Raw genomic sequence first — 19924 nt, 5'->3', positions numbered from 1 at the left:
GGCGGTGCCAGGCCAGCCTGCGGACGCTACCCGTGACGCCGATGCGGCTCGTGGCACGGACACCATCCGTGGCGCGGACGTGATCCGCGGCATCGAGTCGGCCCGTGGCATCGAGGCGGCGTGCAGCGCCGAGCCGGCCCGGGGCGCCGGTGCGGTCGGTGCGGCGGAATCGTTCGGCGGTGCGGCCGTCGAGCACGCGCTCGGCCCGTCCGGCAACACCCCCATGCCGGAGGCCACCTCCCCGCCGGTGTCCCGGCCCCGCCGGGAGCAGTCGGCGGAAGGCCTGGGGCCTGGGCCCCGGGACGCCGGCGCCCAGGGGCGCACCGCGCTCGAAGAGCTCTGGCGTTCCTACAAGGAGACCGGCGACCGGCGGCTGCGGGAACAGCTGATCCTGCACTACTCACCACTCGTCAAATACGTGGCGGGCCGGGTCGGGGTCGGTCTGCCCTCCAACGTCGAACAGGCGGACTTCGTCTCCTCCGGAGTGTTCGGGCTGATCGACGCGATCGAGAAGTTCGACATCGGCCGCGCCATCAAGTTCGAGACCTATGCGATCAGCCGCATCCGTGGCGCCATCATCGACGAGCTGCGAGCCCTGGACTGGATCCCGCGCTCCGTGCGGCAGAAGGCCAAAGCCGTCGAGCGGACGTACGCGACGCTGGAGGCCCGGCTGCGCCGGACGCCGCACGAGCCGGAGGTCGCGGCCGAGATGGGCATCGCCATCGAGGACCTGCACGCGATCTTCAGCCAGCTGTCGCTCGCCAACGTGGTGGCCCTGGACGAGTTGCTGCACCCGGTGGGGGAGGGCGGCGACCGGCTGAGTCTGATGGACACCCTGGAGGACCACGGCGCGGACGACCCGGTCGAGGTGGCCGAGGACCGCGAGCTGCGGAGACTGCTGGCCCAGGCGGTCAACACCCTCCCCGAGCGGGAGAAGACCGTGGTGACGCTCTACTACTACGAGGGCCTCACCCTCGCCGAGATCGGGCAGGTGCTGGGGGTGACGGAGAGTCGGGTGAGCCAGATCCACACCAAGTCCGTCCTCCAGCTGCGCGCCAAGCTGTCGGACATCCGGTAGCGCGTCGGAGCTGCCAGCAGCTGCCAGGGCCCGCCGGAGCTGCTGGAACCGTCAGAGCTGCCGAGCCGCCCGACGGTCCTGTCCCATCGGTGTGCCGTTCGAATGCGCGGCGCCGTATCGGCCGAAGGTGGGGCTCCGTACAGTGGGAGCGTGCCGAAGATCCGAGCGGCCACGGTGGCCGAGCATCGCCAGCTGCAGCGGGCAGCCCTCCTCGACGCTGCCCGCACCCTGCTCACCGAGGGCGGCATGGAGGCCCTGACCTTCCCGGCGCTCGCGGCGCGCACCGGACTGGCGCGTTCCTCCGTCTACGAGTACTTCCGCTCCCGGGCCGCCGTGGTCGAGGCGCTCTGCGAGGTGGACTTCCCGCTCTGGGCGGCCGAGATCGAGGCCGGGATGGAGAGCTGCGACACCGCCGCCGAGCGGATCGAGGCGTATGTCCGGGGCCAGCTGGCGCTGGCCGCCGACCCGCGCCACCGCGCGGTCGTGGCGATCTCCGCGCTGGAGCTCGACGAGGTCGCGCGGGAGCGCATCCGGGCGGCGCACGGACGACTCGTCGGTCTGGTGGTCCAGGCCCTGGAGGACCTCGGCCACACCCGGCCCCGGCTCGCCGCGGCACTGTTGCAGGGGGTGGTGGAGGCCGCCGTCCGCCGAGGAGAGCAGTCGGCCGCCGGGGACCGCGCGGCCTGCCCTGCCGACACCCGCGAGACCCCCGAAGCGATTGCCGAGGCCGCCGTCGCCCTGGCGCTGCACGGCCTCGACCGCGCCTGAGTCGCCCAGCCGCCTGAGTCGCCCGGCCGTCCGCGTGGCCTGGGCCCCGTTCGCCCCGGGCTCTCCACCCGACCTGTCGGCCGGCTCGTCCCGCCCGGTTCCACCCAGAGGCAGCAGCCGGGCCCGACCCGCGCCGAACAGGGCCAGCGGATCCAGGTAGCGGCCGCCGCGCAGCAGCCCCCAGTGCAGGCAGTCCCGGGCGCCGCAGTGCCGCCCGTCCGGGGCGAGCCGCCCGATCACCTGCCCAGCAGCCACGGCGGTGCCGACCGGGACGGTGCCGACGACGGGCAGATAGGTGGTCCGGAGCGGGGGAGTCCCCGAGCCGGGGTGGGTGACGGTCACCACCGGCCGCCCCGCCACCAGACCGGAGAACGCGATCACCCCGGCCGCCGCAGCCCGCACCTCCATCCCCGGCGAGGCGGCGAGGTCCACACCCCGGTGCCCGGCAGCCCAGGGCTTCGCCGGCGGATCGAACCGCCCCAGCACCCCGCCGGGCCCGCCCACCGGCCACGCCCGCGAGGCGGCCGAGCCGGAACCCCAGCCGGAACCTCCGTCACCGCCACCGCCCGAACCGCCACCCCCACCGCTCGAACCGCCACCGGGCCCACCCCCGGCCCCGGCAACCCCCGCCAACGCGAACACCACCGAGAGCGCCGCCGCCAGCACCAGCACCACCGCCGGCACCACCACGGCAACCACTCTGCGAACCCCGCTACACCAAGTCATGCCCCGAGGCTCGCCGTACCCCCACCCCCGCACCACCCGCTTCCGGATTCCTGTGGACAAACCACCCCACAGTCGAAAGCCATCCCCCCGACGGGTGTACGGGCGCCGCCATCCGGTGTACAAACGGCATACGTGCACCCGGCAGTGGGCAGGCGGCCGAGCAGCCGACACCGCCCTCCCAGCGCCACGAGCCCGACTGCCGCAGCTGCTTCCCGGGCCCCCGGGCCCGAAGTGCAGGCTTGAATACAGGCCTCCCACAGGCCGTTCACGGCCACTCCGCAGGCCCCCGGCCACTGCTGAGGTCGCCTGCGCCTCGGCGCTTCCCGTACACTTCACACGCGACCCGGTCCGCCGGGTCGACTTCGCACGCCCCGCCACCGGCGGTCGGACGCGGTTCGTCCGCAGCCCCGCCAGGTGCGAGTGCCGCTCGGTCCGCCGAGCCCGACCGGTCCCCGGACCGAGCGGGTGGAAGCGGCTCGGCACGTTCGGGGCGTCAGGCGTGGCTGTCACCTGGCCGCCACGGACAAACCGAGCCTGACCCGGCTGTCGGCAGTCGTGTAACGAATCGCCGCCGCCGGGCCGTAACACCTGAGGAGCACGGCAATGGCCGTCGTCACGATGCGGGAGCTGCTGGAGAGCGGCGTCCACTTCGGTCACCAGACCCGCCGCTGGAACCCGAAGATGAAGCGCTTCATCATCACCGAGCGCAACGGCATCTACATCATCGACCTGCTGCAGTCGCTGAACTACATCGACCGCGCCTTCGAGTTCATCAAGGAGACCGTTGCCCACGGCGGCAGCGTCCTCTTCGTCGGCACGAAGAAGCAGGCCCAGGAGGCCATCGCCGAGCAGGCCACCCGCGTGGGCATGCCCTACGTGAACCAGCGCTGGCTCGGCGGCATGCTGACCAACTTCTCGACCGTCTACAAGCGTCTGCAGCGCCTGAAGGAGCTCGGCGAGCTGGACTTCTCGGACGTGGCCGGCTCCGGCCTCACCAAGAAGGAGCTCCTGGTCCTCCAGCGCGAGCACGACAAGCTGGAGAAGACCCTCGGCGGTATCCGCGACATGCAGCGCGTTCCCAGCGCCGTCTGGATCGTGGACACCAAGAAGGAGCACATCGCGGTCGGCGAGGCCCGGAAGCTCAACATCCCGGTCGTCGCCATCCTCGACACCAACTGTGACCCGGACGAGGTCGACTACAAGATCCCGGGCAACGACGACGCGATCCGCTCCGTCACCCTGCTGACCCGTGTGATCGCCGACGCCGTGGCCGAGGGCCTGAAGGCCCGCGCCGGTGTCGCCAAGGGCGACACCAAGGCCGAGCCGGGCGCCGACCAGCCGCTGGCCGACTGGGAGAAGGACCTCCTCGAGGGCGAGAAGAAGGCCGAGGAGGCCCCCGCCGCCGCCGAGGCCCCCGCCGCCGAGGCCCCCGCCACCGAGGCGCCGGCCACCGAGGCGCCGGCCGAGCAGGCCTGACGTACCAAGGGTGAGGGGCGCCCGCCGGTACGAAGCCGGCAGGTGCCCCTCTCTCCCGCGCCGGGACCGGATCGACGGTCCCGGCGCCACCCCACGCAGACACGCGAGACGCGAGAAGAGATTCACACCATGGCGAACTTCACCGCCGCGGACGTCAAGAAGCTCCGTGAGCTCACCGGCGCCGGCATGATGGACTGCAAGAAGGCCCTGGACGAGGCCGAGGGCAACGTCGAGAAGGCCGTCGAGCTCCTGCGCATCAAGGGCCAGAAGGGCGTTGCCAAGCGCGAGGGCCGTGACGCCTCCAACGGCGCCGTCGCCGCGCTGATCGCCGAGGACAAGAAGTCCGGCGTTCTGGTCGAGCTGAACTGCGAGACCGACTTCGTCGCCAAGGGCGAGAAGTTCGTCGAGGTCGCCGACGCGATCGCCGCCCACGTCGCCAAGAGCGCCCCGGCCGACCTGGAGGCCGCCCTGGCTTCCGAGATCGAGGCCGGCAAGACCGTCCAGCAGTTCGTGGACGAGGCCAACGCGTCCCTGGGCGAGAAGATCGTCTTCCGTCGCTTCGCCCAGTTCGACGGTGACGGCTTCGTCGCGGTCTACCTGCACAAGACCAGCCCCGACCTGCCGCCGGCCGTCGGCGTCCTGGTCGAGCTGGACAAGGAGAACGCCGAGGTCGCCAAGGACGTCGCGCAGCACATCGCCGCCTTCGCGCCGAAGTACCTGTCCCGCGAGGAGATCCCGGCCGAGGAGCTTGAGAACGAGCGCCGCGTCGCCGAGGCCACCGCTCGCGAGGAGGGCAAGCCGGAGGCCGCCCTGCCGAAGATCGTCGAGGGTCGCGTCACCGGCTTCGTGAAGGAGCACTCCGTCCTGGAGCAGGCCTTCGCGAAGGACAACAAGAAGACCGTCGCCAAGGTCCTTGAGGAGAACGGCGTCGCCCTCAAGCGCTTCGCCCGCTTCCGCGTCGGCGCCTGAGCCACGTTCCACCTGGTTCCCGGCCCCTCTAGGCTGGGAATCGCCCCCGCCCGCTGACCAGGGCGGGCGGGATGCCGAACGGGCTCACCCAGCGCCATCCGTCGACGGGCGGGCCGCGTCGGCACCATGAACGACGAGGAGGCCATTGCCGTGCAGGACACCGAACCGGTTCCCGCGGCAGTGGCCTCCTCTCGTGTACGCGCAGGCCGGGTATCCGCACACCCAGGCCTGTGAGCCAGTAGGTGCAAAAAGGAGAAGTCCATGCAGGAGACGCAGGAGACCGCGCAGGACCCCAAGGCGGGCTCGCGCCGCCGGGTGCTGCTCAAGCTGTCCGGTGAAGCCTTCGCCGGTGGCGGCGGGCTCGGCGTCGACCCGGACGTCGTGCACGCGATCGCCCGGGAGATCGCCACGGTCGTCCGCGCCGGTACCGAGGTCGCGGTGGTCATCGGCGGCGGCAACTTCTTCCGGGGCGCCGAGCTCCAGGTCCGGGGAATGGACCGGGCCCGTTCCGACTACATGGGCATGCTCGGTACCGTCATGAACTGCCTGGCGCTGCAGGACTTCCTGGTCAAGGAGGGCATCGAGACCCGGGTCCAGACCGCCATCACCATGGGCCAGGTCGCCGAGCCGTACCTGCCGCTGCGGGCCGTCCGGCACCTGGAGAAGGGCCGCGTGGTGATCTTCGGTGCCGGTATGGGCATGCCGTACTTCTCCACCGACACCACGGCCGTCCAGCGGGCCCTGGAGATCCACGCCGACGTCCTGCTGATGGGCAAGAACGGCGTGGACGGCGTCTACGACTCCGACCCGCGGACCAACCCGGACGCCGTGAAGTTCGACGCGCTGGAGTACTCCGAGGTCATCGCCCGCGACCTCAAGGTCGCCGACCTCACCGCGATCACGCTGTGCAAGGACAACAACCTCCCGATGCTGGTCTTCGAGCTGCTGGCGGAGGGCAATATCGCGCGTGCGGTGAAGAGTGAGAAGATCGGCACACTCATCAGCCAGGATTCCGTCCGGGCCTGAGCAGCAACCAGCCGTACGGAACGGTGTCGGCGATCGGCACCGCGACCGGCCCCGAAGCCGGCACCGGTCGGGACAACAGCAGATGAACCGGACAGGGAGACCACAGTGATCGAAGAGACCCTCCTCGAGGCCGAGGAGAAGATGGAGAAGGCCGTCGTCGTCGCCAAGGACGACCTCGCGGCCATCCGCACCGGCCGTGCGCACCCGGCGATGTTCGCCAAGATCGTCGCCGAGTACTACGGCGCCGTGACGCCGATCAACCAGCTGGCCTCGTTCTCGGTGCCGGAGCCGCGGATGGCGGTCGTCTCGCCGTTCGACAAGACCGCGCTGAAGGCCATCGAGCAGGCGATCCGCGACTCCGACCTGGGCGTCAACCCGTCCAACGACGGCTCCATCATCCGGGTGGTGCTGCCGGAGCTCACCGAGGAGCGCCGCCGGGAGTTCATCAAGATCGCCCGCACCAAGGGCGAGGACGCCAAGGTCTCGATCCGTTCGGTGCGCCGCAAGGCCAAGGACGCCATCGACAAGCTGGTCAAGGACGGCGAGGTCGGCGAGGACGACGGCCGCCGCGCCGAGAAGGAGCTCGACGACACCACGTCCAAGTACGTGGCCATGGTCGACGAGCTGCTGAAGCACAAGGAAGCCGAGCTGCTCGAGGTCTGATGAACGACGCCCCTGACGCCCCTGGCTACTGGGGCCCGTCCGACCAGCAGTTCCAGCCCTACCGCCCGGCGCCGCAGCCGCAGGCACCCCGGCCGTCGGCCCATCCGGCGCCGGGGTACGGCGAGTACCCGACGCCGGCCCAGGGCCACCCCGGTCATCCCGCGCAGGGCCATGCCGCCGTGCAGGGCCACGCCGGACACCCGGGCAGCCCGGCCGCCCAGCAGGGCGTGCCGGGTGCTGCCCCGGGCGACCAGGGCCTCCGTTCGGATCACCCGCAGCAGCCTCCGGTGTACTGGGGCGGCGACGCGGAGGAGACTCAGGTCATGCCCCCCGTACCGGCCGACCCCGGCCCGCCGCCCGGTGCGCCCGGCCACGGCCGGGGCCGGCACACGGCACACGGCCGGCCGGCGGTTCCCGGTCAGCAGGCCGGGCCCGCCGACGCCCAGGCCCGGGAGGCCGGCCAGGTGGGCGGCCTGCTGTTCCGGGACGAGCAGCCCGAAGCGGCGCCGCCGGGCGTGACGGATACGGTCGTGCTGCGCGCGATAACCGACGACGTCGCCCCCGTTCCCGCCCCCGGTCACGGCGCTCCGCCGTACTCGGGGGCTCCGGCGCATCCCGTGCCGGAGCAGAGCCACCCGGCGGCCGGGCAGCCCTACTTCGTGCCGTCGTCCCACCCAGGGCAGGAGACACCCGTGGCCGCCCAGCCCGCCCCGCAGCCGGAGCCGCGCAAGCAGCGCGGCGGCCGTAACCTCCAGGCCGCCATAGGCGTGGGGGTCGGTCTCGGTGCGGTGATCGTCGCCTCGTTGTTCGTGGTCAAGGCGCTGTTCCTGGTCGTTGTGATGGCCGCGGTCGCGGTCGGCGTCTGGGAGCTGACGACCCGGCTCGCCGAGCGCAAGGAAATCAAGGCGCCGCTGGTCCCGCTGGTGGTGGGCGGCGTCGCCATGGTGGCCACGGGCTACTGGGCCGGGATCCAGTGGGCCGCGGCCTCGCTCGCGCTGACGGGGCTGGCGGTGATGGTCTGGCGGATGGCCGCACCGCCGGAGAACTACCTGCGGGACATAACGGCGGGCGTGTTCACCGCCTTCTACGTCCCGTTCCTGGCCACCTTCGTGGCGATGATGCTGGCGGCCGACGACGGCCCGCAGCGCATCGTGCTCTTCCTGATCGTCACGATCTGCAGTGACACCGGCGCCTACGCCGTGGGCTACAAGTTCGGCAAGACCAAGCTGGCCCCGACGATCAGCCCCGGGAAGACCCGCGAGGGCCTGGCCGGCGGCATCGGCCTGTCGATGCTGGCGGGCGCGCTGCTGATGCAGCTGATCATCGACGGCGGCAGCTGGTGGCAGGGCCTGATCCTGGGCGGCTGCGCGGCGGTCACCGCGACCCTGGGCGACCTGGGCGAGTCGATGATCAAGCGCGACCTCGGGATCAAGGACATGGGCACGCTGCTGCCCGGCCACGGCGGCATCATGGACCGGCTGGATTCGCTCCTGCCGACCGCCCCGGTGGTCTGGCTGCTGCTGGCGGCCTTCGTCGGCAGCTGATCCTCTCCTCGCACGTGGAGTGCGATCTGGTACGCAGGGAGGGCCCCGGACGCCACGCGTCCGGGGCCTCCGCCGTACGCGCCGCCGGAACGGCCGGGCCCGGGCCCGGGGCGCACACACAGGCAGGAGCGGCGGCGGGGCCGTACCACCCGTGGGTTCTCCACCGGTAGAGCGCCCTTTACGTGTACGTGGGGCCGTCTTGGTCCGCCGGGTCGCCGTTTCTCCGGTGTGAAACGGTCGGTCGACGGCCTTCCGGGCGCGGTTCCGGTCAGGGTCCGGTCTCCAAAAGGACGCGTGATCGTTACCGGAACTCTATGAACTGTTTCCCTGGTCGCATACGATCTCCCGCAGCGCAATGGGACCCCCGTTACGGGCGGTGCGGCGGAGACGAAGCCGGTGGAACCGGACGCTCGGGCACAAGGCACTTCCCCCCGTCATCTTGCGGCTCCACCCCCCACCCCCCCCTTGGAGTTTCCGTGTCCGTCCGCTCGGCCCGCTTCGCCACCGCGATGCGCCCGCTCGCTGTGCTGGCGCGCCGTCGCCGGTCCTCCACGGGAGAAAGTCCCGAACAGGCCCAGGCCCAGGAGCAGGCGCAAGGAGCACCGGAGCCCGTCGAGGAGGAGCCGCTTGCTCCGATCGAGCGGTTGGCCCGGGCGCGTTCCGCCCGCGAGGCGGAGCTGATCGCGGCCCCGACCGGTGTGGCCCGCTGCGGCGACCTCCTGGCGGAGCCGCACCGGAAGCTCCTGCCGGGGCAGCGCCGGGACGGCAACCTGGCCGAGGTGACCGGGGCGCTGCGCGAGGTCGGCATCGCGCACGGCATCGTGCCCGACCGGCATCCGCGTCACCGGCTGGCGATAGCCCCCGGTGACCGCGAGGCGGTGCTGGAGGCGCTGTCCGCCGCGTTCGCCGGACAGGCCGTCTACGCGGACCTGCTGGAGCACGGCCGTACCCTCGGCACCGTCCTGGCCGAGCAGCTGCCCGCCGCGGTCGTCCTGATGGAGGAGGCCCAGGGCGGTCCGGACGACGCCCCGGCCGACGGACCGGACGAGGACGCCGCGTCCGACGAGGGCGGCGCACCGGAGGAATACCAGGTCGGCCCGGTCTGGCCGACGGACCGGGTCAAGGGCGTGCGGATCTACCGGCCCGCGGCGATCGACACCCTGGTGTACGGCCCCGACACCGGCTGCGACGTCGAGTTCTGGGACTCCGCCGCCCCTTCCCGGGGCGCGATCGCCTCGATAGACGAGACCCCGCTCGGCTGGTGGGTGCCCTCGCTGGAGGCCACCGCCACGACGACCGTCGACGGGCGGTCCTACCCGCTGCTCGACGTCTTCGCCACGTCCCTGCCGGACCAGGTCACGTTCCCCGTCGACGCCGTGATCACCTGGGTCGACGACGCCGACCCCGCCTGGCAGGAGCGCCGTGCCGCCGCCCGGGCCCGGCTCGCCCACACCGCGGGCCCGATCGCGGAGGAGGACGGCACCGCCGCCAGCGGCATCGCGGGCGACGCCGACCAGCGCTTCCGCAACCGCGACGAGTTGCGGTACTGCCTGCGCGCGCTCGCCGCGCACGCGCCCTGGATCAGACACGTGTACCTGGTCACCGACGATCAGGTACCGCACTGGCTGGACACCGACGAACCGGGCCTGACGGTCGTCTCGCACCGCGAGCTGTTCGCCGGCACCGATGGTGGACCGGTGTTCAACTCCCACGCCATCGAGAGCCGGCTGCACCTGATCCCCGGACTCGCCGAGCACTTCCTGTACGTGAACGACGACGTCTTCCTCGGCCGCCCCCTCGTGCCCGAGGACTTCTTCCTCGGCAACGGACTGCCCCGCTGCTTCTCCGACAGCCGAATCGTTCCGCCCGGCGACGTCGAGGCCGACGACTCGGTCTACGTCGCCGCCCTGAAGAACACCCGCGCCGTCCTGGCCGCTGCCGTCGGCAAGACGTACCCCCGCACCCTCAAGCACTCTCCGCACCCGTTGCGCCGCAGTGTCCTGGCCGAGAGCGCGGAGAGGTTCGCGGACGAGCTGCACGACACCGTCCGTTCGGCCTTCCGGTCCGCCGCGGACCTCGCGCCGGTCACCCTGGCCATCCACTACGCCCACGCGACCGCCCGCGCCGTGGAGGGGCACCTCTACGACGGCTACTTCGTCACCGACAGCACCGAGGACCTCGCCCGGCTCGCGGAACTGCGGGACGAGCGCTGGGCGGACTACTTCTGCCTCGCCGACGGAACCCGCGACCTGCTCTCCCCGCAGGAGCAGGAGGAGGCCGTCACCGGTTTCCTGCGGGCCTACTTCCCGGTCCCCTCCCCGTTCGAGACCGTGGAACCCGAGGAGGAGGGCGGCCCGATCCGCCCGGAGGCCGACGGATCCACGCCCGTCGAGGTGGAGTGAGGACCACGCCCCGACGCCCCGACGCCCCGACGCCCTGACGGCCGGGTCGGCCCGGCCGTCCCGGGCCCGTCCTCGACCGGCCGGTCCACCGCGACCTGACAGGGTGTGATAATCCTTCGGGAGCGCCCCCTTGGGCGGATGCGGCCGGGGCGGACGAATGGGCGGGTGCAGGGTGGGGCGGGTGACGACCGCCGTGGCGGCGTTGGCCTTGATGGTGTCGCAGACGTGGGCGGCGCCGACCGTGCTGACGACGGGGCCGAGGCATCACCTGCCGCCGCCGTTGGAGCGGACCGCCGGTCGGCCCACGACGGTCGTCCAGGTCGTCGCCCACCAGGACGACGATCTGCTGTTCATGAATCCGGACCTGTCCAACAGCATCCGGGCGGGCCTGAAGGTGACCACCGTCTACGTGACCGGCGGCGCCGCCGGCGCCGGGGCGGCCTACGCGGCCCACCGGCAGGACGGCGCCCGGCTCGCCTACGCCCGGATGGCGGGCGAGGCGACCGGGGCCGGGGCCGGCGAGTGCGCCGACGACCCGGGCCCGGCCTGCTGGGACCGGGAGAACTACAGGCCGGCGCCGGGCGGTCCGGTCGCCGAGCGCTTCACCCTCAAGGCGAACCGGTCGCTGCAGCTCGTCTTCCTCAACCTTCCCGAGTACGCGGACTCGTCCTACCTCGGCGGGAACGCCCTGCGCCGGCTCTGGGAGACCAGGGACAGCGCCGTGCCCGCCCGGACCGCGACGCTGGACATGGACGGCCCCGGCACCGTCTGGCCGCAGGTCTACGACGGCAAGCGGCTCCTCGGCATGCTGGACGACGTGCTCGCGGACCAGAGGCCCACCCTGGTCAGGGTGCAGGACCCGGCGCCGGACCCGACGCTCTGGACGGCCCACGCGGACCACGACCACCCGGACCACATCTCCGCCGCGTGGTTCGCGGACGCGGCGGTCGCGGAGTACACGGCGCTCGGACGCCAGGTGCTGGTCGAGCACTACCGCGACTACAACACCTGGCTCTCACCGGCCGTCCTCTCCTCCGTGGAGACCGCCGCCAAGTACGCCACCTTCCGGAGGTACGCCGGGCGGGACGTCAACCTGCCCACCGGAGCAGCCTTCGCGAAGGGCAGGTACGGGGGTTGGCAGTCCCGGCAGTACCTGCGCTCCCCCCGGTCCACCCAGGTGGTGGCCGCCGACCGGACCGGTACCCTGCACGCCTTCGCGGTGGAGAGCGGCTCGCTCCTCGAATGGGCCGAGGACGAGGACAAGGTGTGGCACGGCCCGGTCGTGCACGAGCGCCCGGGCGGACCGCTGGCGGCGGGTCTGACCGTGACCCGCCGTGGGGACGGCGGGCTGGCGGTGTTCGGGCAGCGCGCGGACACCGGCGAGATCGTCTCCCGCACGCAGGATCCCGCGGGGGAGTGGACCTGGACCGGCCTGGGCAGCCCCGACACCATGGCCGCCCAGGGGACCTCCAAGCTCGCCGACCCCGCGCTCCAGGTGAGCCTGCCCGTCTCGGTCGCCGACGGAACGGGCCGGCTGCACGTGTTCGTCCGCAACCGCGGCGGCGGCATCAGCAGCAGGACACAGACCGGACCCGACGGGACGTGGGGCGACTGGGCCGATCTCGGAGGTGCGGGCGTGCAGGACGCGCCCTCGGCCGTCGCCGACGCGAACGGCCGGATCGAGGTGTTCGCCGTCGCCGCACCGCCCGGCGCACGCCCGGCGGTGCTGCACTGGTCCCAGCCGACACCCGACGGCGTCCTGGCGCCCGACCATGACTTCCCGAGCGTCTCCCCGAGCGGGGGCATCGCGGTGGGAACGGACCCCGACCGCCGCCCGGTGCTGTTCTACCGGCAGCTCTCCAGCGGCAACCCGCTGTCCGAGGACGTCCGCTCGTACACGATGCGCCTCGTCCAGGGCGACCCGGACGGCCGATGGGCGCCGGAGACCGAGCCGGTCGGCGGCGGGCCCGACCACGGTGGCAGCGGTGCGCCGGCCGTGGCGTCCGCACCCGGTCCCTCCCCGCACCGAACGGTGGTGGCCGTACGCAACCGGGACGGTGGTGTCAGCGTCAACCGCGAGGGCGCCGACGGGCGGTTCGGCGACTGGAGCGACCTGGCCGGCTTCATCGTCGGGGTGCCGGCCGCCGGAGTCGACCGCGACGGCCTGACGGACCTGGTGGCGCTCGGCCCGGACGGCCGCCTGCGCGAGAGCCGGCAGCGGGAGGACGGTTCGTTCGGCGACTGGAGCACCGTCGGGGAGCCCTGAGCCGGGGCCCCGGTGCGCACGCACGCGCGCCGCGGCCGCGTCCTCCGACCGGTGCGCGGGCGGGGCGGACTTCCGGCGTCTGCGACACTGGAACAACCATGCCTAAGCCCGGAGAACTCACCTTTGTCGCGCCGCGCGGCGCCAAGCCCCCGCGACACCTCGCCGACCTGAGCCCCGCCGAGCGCAAGGAGGCCGTCGCCGAGCTGGGCGAGCAGCCGTTCCGCGCCAAGCAGCTCTCCAACCACTACTTCGGCCGGATGTCGAACGACCCGGCGAGCTGGACGGACATCCCCGCCGCCAGCCGGGAGAAGCTCACCGAGAGCCTGCTGCCCGAGCTGATGTCGGTGGTCCGGCACGTCTCCTGCGACGGCGACGACACCCGCAAGACGCTCTGGAAGCTGTTCGACGGCACGCTGGTCGAGTCGGTGCTGATGCGCTACCCGGACCGGGTCACCATGTGCATCAGCTCGCAGGCCGGCTGCGGCATGAACTGCCCGTTCTGCGCCACCGGCCAGGCGGGGCTGACCCGGAACCTGTCCACGGCCGAGATCGTCGAGCAGATCGCCGCCGGGATGCGCGCGCTGCGCAGCGGAGAGATCCCCGGTGGCGAGGCGCGGCTGTCCAACGTGGTCTTCATGGGGATGGGCGAGCCGCTGGCCAACTACAACCGGGTGCTGTCCGCGATCCGCCGGCTGACCGATCCGGCGCCGGACGGCTTCGGCCTGTCCCAGCGCGGCATCACGGTCTCCACCGTGGGCCTCGTCCCGGCGATGTACCGGTTCGCCGACGAGGGCCTCAGCTGCCGTCTGGCGCTGTCGCTGCACGCCCCGGACGACGAGCTGCGCGACGAGCTGGTCCCGGTGAACACCCGCTGGAAGGTCGACGAGGTGCTGGAGGCGGCGTGGAACTACGCCGAGAAGTCCGGCCGCCGGGTCTCCATCGAGTACGCGCTGATCAAGGACATCAACGACCAGGCGTGGCGGGCCGACCTGCTCGGCCGGCTGATCAAGAACCGCCGGGTGCACGTCAACCTGATCCCGCTGAACCCGACCCCGGGTTCCAAGTGGACGGCCTCCCGGCCCGAGGACGAGCGGGAGTTCGTCCGCCGGCTCCAGGCGCACGGCGTGCCGACGACCGTCCGTGACACCCGTGGCCAGGAGATCGACGGCGCCTGCGGCCAGCTCGCCGCGGCCGGCTGAGCCGGAGGGGCGTCAGCGCAGTCCGGCGGCCGCCAGCGCGGCGGTCGCCCCGCCGGTCACCAGCAGCGTGGTGCCCACCGCCAGGGTGCGCAGCGCGACCGCGCCGAACAGCAGCCGGGGCGAGGCACCGAGGCGCAGCAGCGCCTCGGTGACGTCCCGGCGGTCGATGCGGACCTCGGCCAGCCGGGAGACCACCGCGGCGGCGGCGCAGCCGAGCACCAGGCAGGCCTCGATGGCGGGCAGCGCGTCGGCGCTGTCGGGCGTGCCGATCCAGTAGCGGATGGTGGTGAGCACCATCGCGACGACGAGGGTGAGGACGGCCAGCGGCGGGCCGAGCCGCCGGGCCTGGGCGGTGAGGCCGCGCCCGGCCAGCAGCCGCAGCGGGGTGGGCCGGCCGACGGCGAGCAGCCGCCCCGTCCAGGCGAGCAGCGGGCCGGTGAGCAGGGCGAGTCCGAGGGCGCTCGCGGCCCAGGCGCCGAGGGCGTCGGTGCTGGTGGAGCCGAGCCCGGCGGGCAGATGGATCGGGCGGCCGTCGACGGCGGCGCCGGGCCGCAGCGCGATGAGTTCGAGTGCGGCGCCGACCACGACCAGCCCGATCGGCAGGGCGATCCGCAGCGCGCCGAAGCCGGTGCGGCTGCGGGTGCGGCCGCCGGGCAGGGTCTCGTTGGCGGGTACCGCGCAGGCGGCGGCGATGCCCGCGGTGAGCGGGACCAGGGCGAGCAGGGTGACGGGCGCGGCGGCCGGCAGCGGTACGCCCATGCCGAGGTCGGGGGCGAGCGAGGGCCCGGCGATGTCGTTGCGCAGCACCAGGAAGAGCAGCAGGGTGACGACGCTGCCGAGGGTGCAGGCGAGAGCGACCTCGCCGGCGATCAGGGAGCGGATCCGGCGGGAGCCGGCGCCGGCGGCGGTGAGTCCGGCGATGCGTTCGGGCCGCCGGGCGGGCACCGAGCGGGCGGCGACGGCCGCGAACCAGGCGACGGCGGCGAGCGGGGGCAGGCACCAGAGCAGCCGGGCCACCGCGTCGGTGCCGCCGAGCGGGTCGCTCATCGCCCGGCCGAGGGAGCGCAGGAGGAAGGCGGCGACCACGGCGGCGGCCAGCGCGGTGAGCAGCCAGCGGCCGAGGTCGGGCACCCGGTAGCCCCGGGCCAGACGGAGGTAGAACACGTCGACTCTTTCAGCGGCTCGGCGTCGTCAGCGGCGGGTGGCCGTGACGGCGGACGCACCGGGCGTCCCCTGGGCGGGGGTGCCGCGCGGGACGGGGGCGGCGGGGGCGGTGAGCCGTCCGTCGACGAGGGCGACGGCGCGGTCCGCGAACCGGACGAGCTCGGGGTCGTGGGTGGCCAGGACGAGGGTGAGCTGGTGCGAGCGGGCCGCGCTGGTCAGTATCCGCAGGACCTGCTCGGCGGCTTCGCGGTGCAGCGGGGCGGTGGGGTCGTCGGCGAAGACGACGGGCGGCAGCGGGGCGAGGGCGCGGGCGACGGCGATCCGCTGGCACTGGCCCTGGACCAGCCGGTCGGGGCGCTGCCGGGCGACGTCGCCGACGTCGAGGCGTTCGAGCCATTCGTCGGCGGCGGTGTACGCGGCCTTGTTGCCGGCCCCGGCGAGCAGCAGCGGCAGGGCGACGTTCTCACGGGCGGTCAGTTCGGGAACGAGGTGCGGCTCGGAGCCGACGAAGCCGAAGCGGTCGCGGCGCAGCCGTTCGCGGCCGGCCCGGCCGAGGGTGTGCACGGGGGAGCTGTTGAACCAGACCTCGCCCTCGTCGACCGCGAGTTGGGCGGAGAGGCAGCCGAGCAGGGTGCTCTTGCCGGAGCCGCGCGGGCCGGTGACGGCGAGCACCTCGCCGTCGCGGACGCCGATCGAGATGCCGCGCAGGGCGGGGGTGCCGTAGTGGGACTTGACGATCCCTCGGGCCCACACCACGTCGTTGTCAGGCGGTGCCGCTGACATGAGGTTCCATCCTCGGTGGCCGCAGGGATATGACAGTCGTCAGATTAGAACGACAGGGGCCGGTCGCGGTTGCGGCACACTGGGCCATCGCGGGCAAATCACCCGCAATCAGGCATGTTTGGTCGTACGACTGTGATGTTGGTGGGCCTGTGGTGTGAACGCCGAAGGGCGGCCCCGTGGGGGAACGGGGCCGCCCTTCGGCGGAGGGTGGGGAAGAAGGCTCAGGTGATCAGATCTTCGCCCACGCGTCGGTCAGGCTGGTCCGCAGGATCTGCTCGATCTCGTCGAAGGTCGACTGGTCGGAGATCAGCGGCGGGGCCAGCTGGATGACCGGGTCGCCACGGTCGTCGGCGCGGCAGTACAGGCCGTTGTCGAAGAGGGCCTTCGAGAGGAAGCCGTAGAGCACGCGCTCGACCTCTTCGTCGTTGAAGGACTCCTTGGTGACCTTGTCCTTCACGAGCTCGATGCCGTAGAAGTACCCGTTGCCGCGGACGTCGCCGACGATCGGCAGGTCGCGCAGCTTGTCGAGGGTGCCCAGGAAGGCGGCCTCGTTGTCGAGCACGTGCTGGTTCAGGCCCTCGCGCTCGAAGATGTCGAGGTTGGCCAGCGCCACCGCGGAGGAGACCGGGTGGCCACCGAAGGTGTAGCCGTGCAGGAAGGTGTTGTCGCCCTTGTAGAACGGCTCGGCCAGGCGGTCCGAGATGATCGTGGCGCCGATCGGGGAGTAGCCCGAGGTCATGCCCTTGGCGCAGGTGATCATGTCGGGCTGGTAGCCGAACTTGTCGGCGCCGAACATGGTGCCCAGGCGGCCGAAGGCGCAGATGACCTCGTCCGAGACCAGCAGCACGTCGTGGCGGTCGCAGATCTCGCGCAGGCGCTGGAAGTACCCGGGCGGCGGCGGGAAGCAGCCACCGGCGTTCTGCACCGGCTCGACGAAGACGGCGGCGACGGTCTCGGCGCCCTCGTTGAGGATGGCCACCTCGATCTCGTCGGCGCACCAGCGGCCGTAGGCCTCGGGGTCGACCGTGCCGTCGGGGCCCTCAAGGAAGGCCGGGGCGCGGTAGATGTTGGTGTTCGGCGCCTTGTGGGTGCCCGGCACCAGCGGCTCGAACGGGGCCTTCAGGCCCGGCAGGCCGGTGATGGACAGGGCGCCCTGCGGGGTGCCGTGGTAGGCGACGGCGCGCGAGATGACCTTGTACTTGGTCGGCTTGCCGGTCAGCTTGAAGTACTGCTTGGCGAGCTTCCAGGCGGTCTCGACGGCTTCGCCGCCACCGGTGGAGAAGAAGACCTTGTTCAGGTCGCCCGGGGCGTAGTTGGCGAGGCGCTCGGCCAGCTCGACGGCCTTGGGGTGGGCGTAGCTCCACACCGGGAAGAAGGCGAGCTCCTTGGCCTGCTTGGCGGCGGCCTCGGCGAGCTCCTCGCGGCCGTGACCGGCCTGGACGACGAACAGGCCGGCGAGGCCGTCGAGGTACTTGCGTCCCTTGTCGTCCCAGACGTAGGTGCCCTCGCCCTTGACGATCGTCGGCACGGGGGAGTTCTCGTACGACGACATGCGGGTGAAGTGCATCCACAGGTGGTCGTAGGCGGTCTTGGAAAGGTCCTTCTGCGCCGGGTCGGCTGTCATCGGGTGCCCCAGGTGTAGGTCTGTTTCCGGAGCTTCAGGTAGACGAAGCTCTCGGTGCTCCGCACGCCGGGAAGCGCGCGGATGCGCTTGTTGATCAGTTCGAGCAGGTGCTCGTCGTCCTCGCAGACCAGTTCGGCCAGGAGGTCGAACGAGCCTGCGGTGCAGACCACGTAGTCGACCTCGTCGAGGGCGGCCAGCGCGTCGGCGACGGGTTCGATGTCACCTTCGACCCGGATGCCGACCATCGCCTGGCGGGTGAAGCCGACGGTGAGCGGGTCCGTGACGGCGACGATCTGCATCACGCCCTGGTCGAGGAGCTTCTGGACGCGCTGTCGCACGGCCGCCTCGGACAGGCCGACGGCCTTGCCGATGGCTGCGTACGGGCGGCGCCCGTCCTCCTGGAGCTGCTCGATGATCGCCTTGGAGGCGGCGTCGAGGGGAACGCTCGCGTTCCGGTCGCGGTTGGCCACGCCGCCACTGTGCCTGATCGGTCTCTTGTTCGCAAGCGAGGAAACTGCTGATTTCGTCGTGATCTTGGAAATCGCATGCGGATTTCATCGTGTACGCGAGTTCGGTCTGTCGATCCCGACAGTCTTCTGGTTACCCTGGCACGGTACGCGCGCGCCCCCGCACGGTGGTGCGCGTTCCACCACCAGTGGACCGCGCCGTGCCCGGCCCGGCCACTCGACGGCCTTCGTACGCCGAACCCGCCGACGTACCATGGCGCCGGAATCTGCAACGCCGCAGGCCCAGACCGAGGAGAGACCGTGAGCGACCTTCGCACGCTGCGCAACTACATCAACGGGGAGTTCGTCGACGCGGCTGACGGCCGCACGCTCGACATCGTCGACCCGACCACCGGCGAGGTGTACGCGACGTCGCCGCTGTCCGGTGCCGCTGACGTGGACGCCGCGATGGCCTCGGCCGCCGCCGCGTTCCCGATCTGGCGCGACGCGACCCCGAGCACCCGGCAGAAGCTGCTGCTCAAGGTCGCCGACGCGGTCGAGGCCCGGGCCGACGAGATCGTCGACGCCGAGGTGCGCAACACCGGCAAGCCCCGCGCGCTGACCCTCTCCGAGGAGATCGGTCCCATGGTGGACCAGATCCGCTTCTTCGCCGGTGCCGCCCGCCTGCTGGAGGGCAAGGCCGCCGGTGAGTACATGGACGGGATGACCTCGATCATCCGCCGCGAGCCGGTCGGCGTCTGTGCCCAGGTCGCGCCGTGGAACTACCCGATGATGATGGCGGTCTGGAAGTTCGCCCCGGCCATCGCCGCGGGCAACGCCGTGGTGCTGAAGCCCTCGGACACCACCCCGGCCTCCACCGTGCTGCTGGCCGAGATCATCGGCGGCGTGCTCAAGGAGCTGGAGCTGCCGGCCGGCATCTTCAACGTCATCTGCGGCGACCGCGAGACCGGCAGGCTGATGGTCGAGCACAAGACCCCGGCGATGGCCTCCATCACCGGCTCCGTCCGGGCCGGCATCCAGGTCGCCGAGTCCGCCTCCAAGGACGTCAAGCGCGTCCACCTGGAGCTGGGCGGCAAGGCCCCGGTCGTGGTCTTCGAGGACGCCGACATCGCCGAGGCCGTCGAGGGCATCTCGGTGGCGGGCTACTTCAACGCCGGCCAGGACTGCACCGCCGCCACCCGCGTGCTGGTGCACGAGTCGATCCACGACGCCTTCGTCGAGGCGCTGGCCAAGGCCGCGGCCGAGACCAAGACCGGCGGCGTGGACGACGAGGACGTGCTGTACGGCCCGCTGAACAACGCCAACCAGCTGAAGCAGGTCTCCGGCTTCATCGAGCGGCTGCCCGCCCACGCCAAGGTCGAGGCCGGTGGCCACCGGGTCGGCGACAAGGGCTACTTCTACGCCCCGACCGTCGTCTCCGGCCTGAACCAGGACGACGAGATCATCCAGAACGAGGTCTTCGGCCCGGTCATCACCGTGCAGAAGTTCACCGACGAGGACCAGGCCGTCGAGTACGCCAACGGCGTCGAGTTCGCGCTGGCCTCCTCGGTGTGGACCAAGGACCACGCCCGCGCCATGCGGATGTCGCGCCGCCTGGACTTCGGCTGCGTCTGGATCAACACCCACATCCCGCTGGTCGCCGAGATGCCGCACGGCGGCTTCAAGAAGTCGGGCTACGGCAAGGACCTGTCGTCCTACGGCTTCGAGGACTACACCCGCGTCAAGCACGTCATGACCGCGATCTGAGCGGGTCATGACCGTCAGGCGCA

General features: G+C 72.1%; 15 protein-coding genes and 1 pseudogene. 11 read left to right on the top strand and 5 right to left on the bottom strand.

All coding sequences use genetic code 11. The features are described 5' to 3' along the window. Positions 1–223 precede the first annotated feature (223 nt). Entirely contained in the window at positions 224–1078 is an 855-nt protein-coding gene (whiG, locus tag RZ50_RS02805) for an RNA polymerase sigma factor WhiG (RefSeq protein WP_196946928.1), read from the top strand. Between the two features lie 174 nt (positions 1079–1252). Further along, positions 1253–1846, top strand: coding sequence for a TetR/AcrR family transcriptional regulator (locus tag RZ50_RS02800; RefSeq protein WP_196946929.1), 594 nt, complete (start codon positions 1253–1255; stop codon positions 1844–1846). 207 nt (positions 1847–2053) lie between these two features. Here RZ50_RS02800 and RZ50_RS28820 read toward each other — a convergent pair. Then, positions 2054–2254 (bottom strand): annotated as a pseudogene (locus tag RZ50_RS28820) (M23 family peptidase); the annotation flags it as partial. A 921-nt stretch (positions 2255–3175) separates the two neighbouring features. Here RZ50_RS28820 and rpsB point away from each other — a divergent pair. The 8 genes from rpsB (at position 3176) to rlmN (ending at position 14117) form a co-directional block, all read left to right on the top strand. Continuing rightward, entirely contained in the window at positions 3176–4048 is an 873-nt protein-coding gene (rpsB, locus tag RZ50_RS02790; RefSeq protein ID WP_196946902.1) for a 30S ribosomal protein S2, read from the top strand. Between the two features lie 129 nt (positions 4049–4177). Next, positions 4178–5017 carry a translation elongation factor Ts gene (tsf, locus tag RZ50_RS02785; protein ID WP_196946903.1) on the top strand — a complete coding sequence of 280 codons (840 nt, stop codon included), beginning with the start codon at positions 4178–4180 and terminating at the stop codon, positions 5015–5017. A 261-nt stretch (positions 5018–5278) separates the two neighbouring features. Next, the gene (gene pyrH, locus RZ50_RS02780) at positions 5279–6043 is read left to right on the top strand and encodes a UMP kinase (protein WP_030056790.1); all 765 of its coding nucleotides are present in this window, start codon (positions 5279–5281) and stop codon (positions 6041–6043) included. A 105-nt stretch (positions 6044–6148) separates the two neighbouring features. Next, a complete protein-coding gene (gene frr / locus RZ50_RS02775) occupies positions 6149–6706 on the top strand; it encodes a ribosome recycling factor (protein ID WP_196946904.1) in 558 nt (185 codons plus the stop codon). A 323-nt stretch (positions 6707–7029) separates the two neighbouring features. Beyond that, positions 7030–8250, top strand: a complete 1221-nt coding sequence (locus RZ50_RS02770; protein ID WP_254802167.1) for a phosphatidate cytidylyltransferase — start codon at positions 7030–7032, stop codon at positions 8248–8250. Between the two features lie 476 nt (positions 8251–8726). After that, positions 8727–10652: a stealth family protein gene (locus RZ50_RS02765; protein WP_196946905.1), complete on the top strand. Its 1926-nt coding sequence runs from the start codon at positions 8727–8729 to the stop codon at positions 10650–10652. 181 nt (positions 10653–10833) lie between these two features. Continuing rightward, entirely contained in the window at positions 10834–12918 is a 2085-nt protein-coding gene (locus RZ50_RS02760) for a PIG-L family deacetylase (RefSeq protein WP_196946906.1), read from the top strand. A gap of 98 nt (positions 12919–13016) precedes the next feature. Further along, positions 13017–14117, top strand: a complete 1101-nt coding sequence (gene rlmN, locus RZ50_RS02755) for a 23S rRNA (adenine(2503)-C(2))-methyltransferase RlmN (protein WP_196946907.1) — start codon at positions 13017–13019, stop codon at positions 14115–14117. A 12-nt stretch (positions 14118–14129) separates the two neighbouring features. Here rlmN and RZ50_RS02750 read toward each other — a convergent pair whose 3' ends face one another. From RZ50_RS02750 to RZ50_RS02735, 4 genes are all read right to left on the bottom strand, one after another. Further along, a complete protein-coding gene (locus RZ50_RS02750) occupies positions 14130–15281 on the bottom strand; it encodes a hypothetical protein (RefSeq protein WP_196946908.1) in 1152 nt (383 codons plus the stop codon). Between the two features lie 27 nt (positions 15282–15308). Then, entirely contained in the window at positions 15309–16064 is a 756-nt protein-coding gene (locus RZ50_RS02745) for an ABC transporter ATP-binding protein (RefSeq protein WP_196946909.1), read from the bottom strand. Positions 16065–16293: 229 nt separating this feature from the next. After that, a complete protein-coding gene (locus tag RZ50_RS02740) occupies positions 16294–17688 on the bottom strand; it encodes an aspartate aminotransferase family protein (protein ID WP_196946910.1) in 1395 nt (464 codons plus the stop codon). Next, positions 17685–18158, bottom strand: coding sequence for an Lrp/AsnC family transcriptional regulator (locus RZ50_RS02735; RefSeq protein WP_030243538.1), 474 nt, complete (start codon positions 18156–18158; stop codon positions 17685–17687). Before RZ50_RS02735 ends, RZ50_RS02740 begins: the two co-directional genes overlap by 4 nt. A 297-nt stretch (positions 18159–18455) precedes the next feature. On the opposite strand from RZ50_RS02735, the gene RZ50_RS02730 reads away from it, so the two are divergent. Then, the gene (locus RZ50_RS02730; protein WP_196946911.1) at positions 18456–19901 is read left to right on the top strand and encodes a gamma-aminobutyraldehyde dehydrogenase; all 1446 of its coding nucleotides are present in this window, start codon (positions 18456–18458) and stop codon (positions 19899–19901) included. Positions 19902–19924 lie beyond the last annotated feature (23 nt).

The organism is Kitasatospora sp. SUK 42 (assembly GCF_015776785.2).
In the GTDB taxonomy this organism is placed as follows: Bacteria; Actinomycetota; Actinomycetes; order Streptomycetales; family Streptomycetaceae; genus Kitasatospora.
This window is presented reverse-complemented; position numbering and strand designations above follow the sequence as displayed.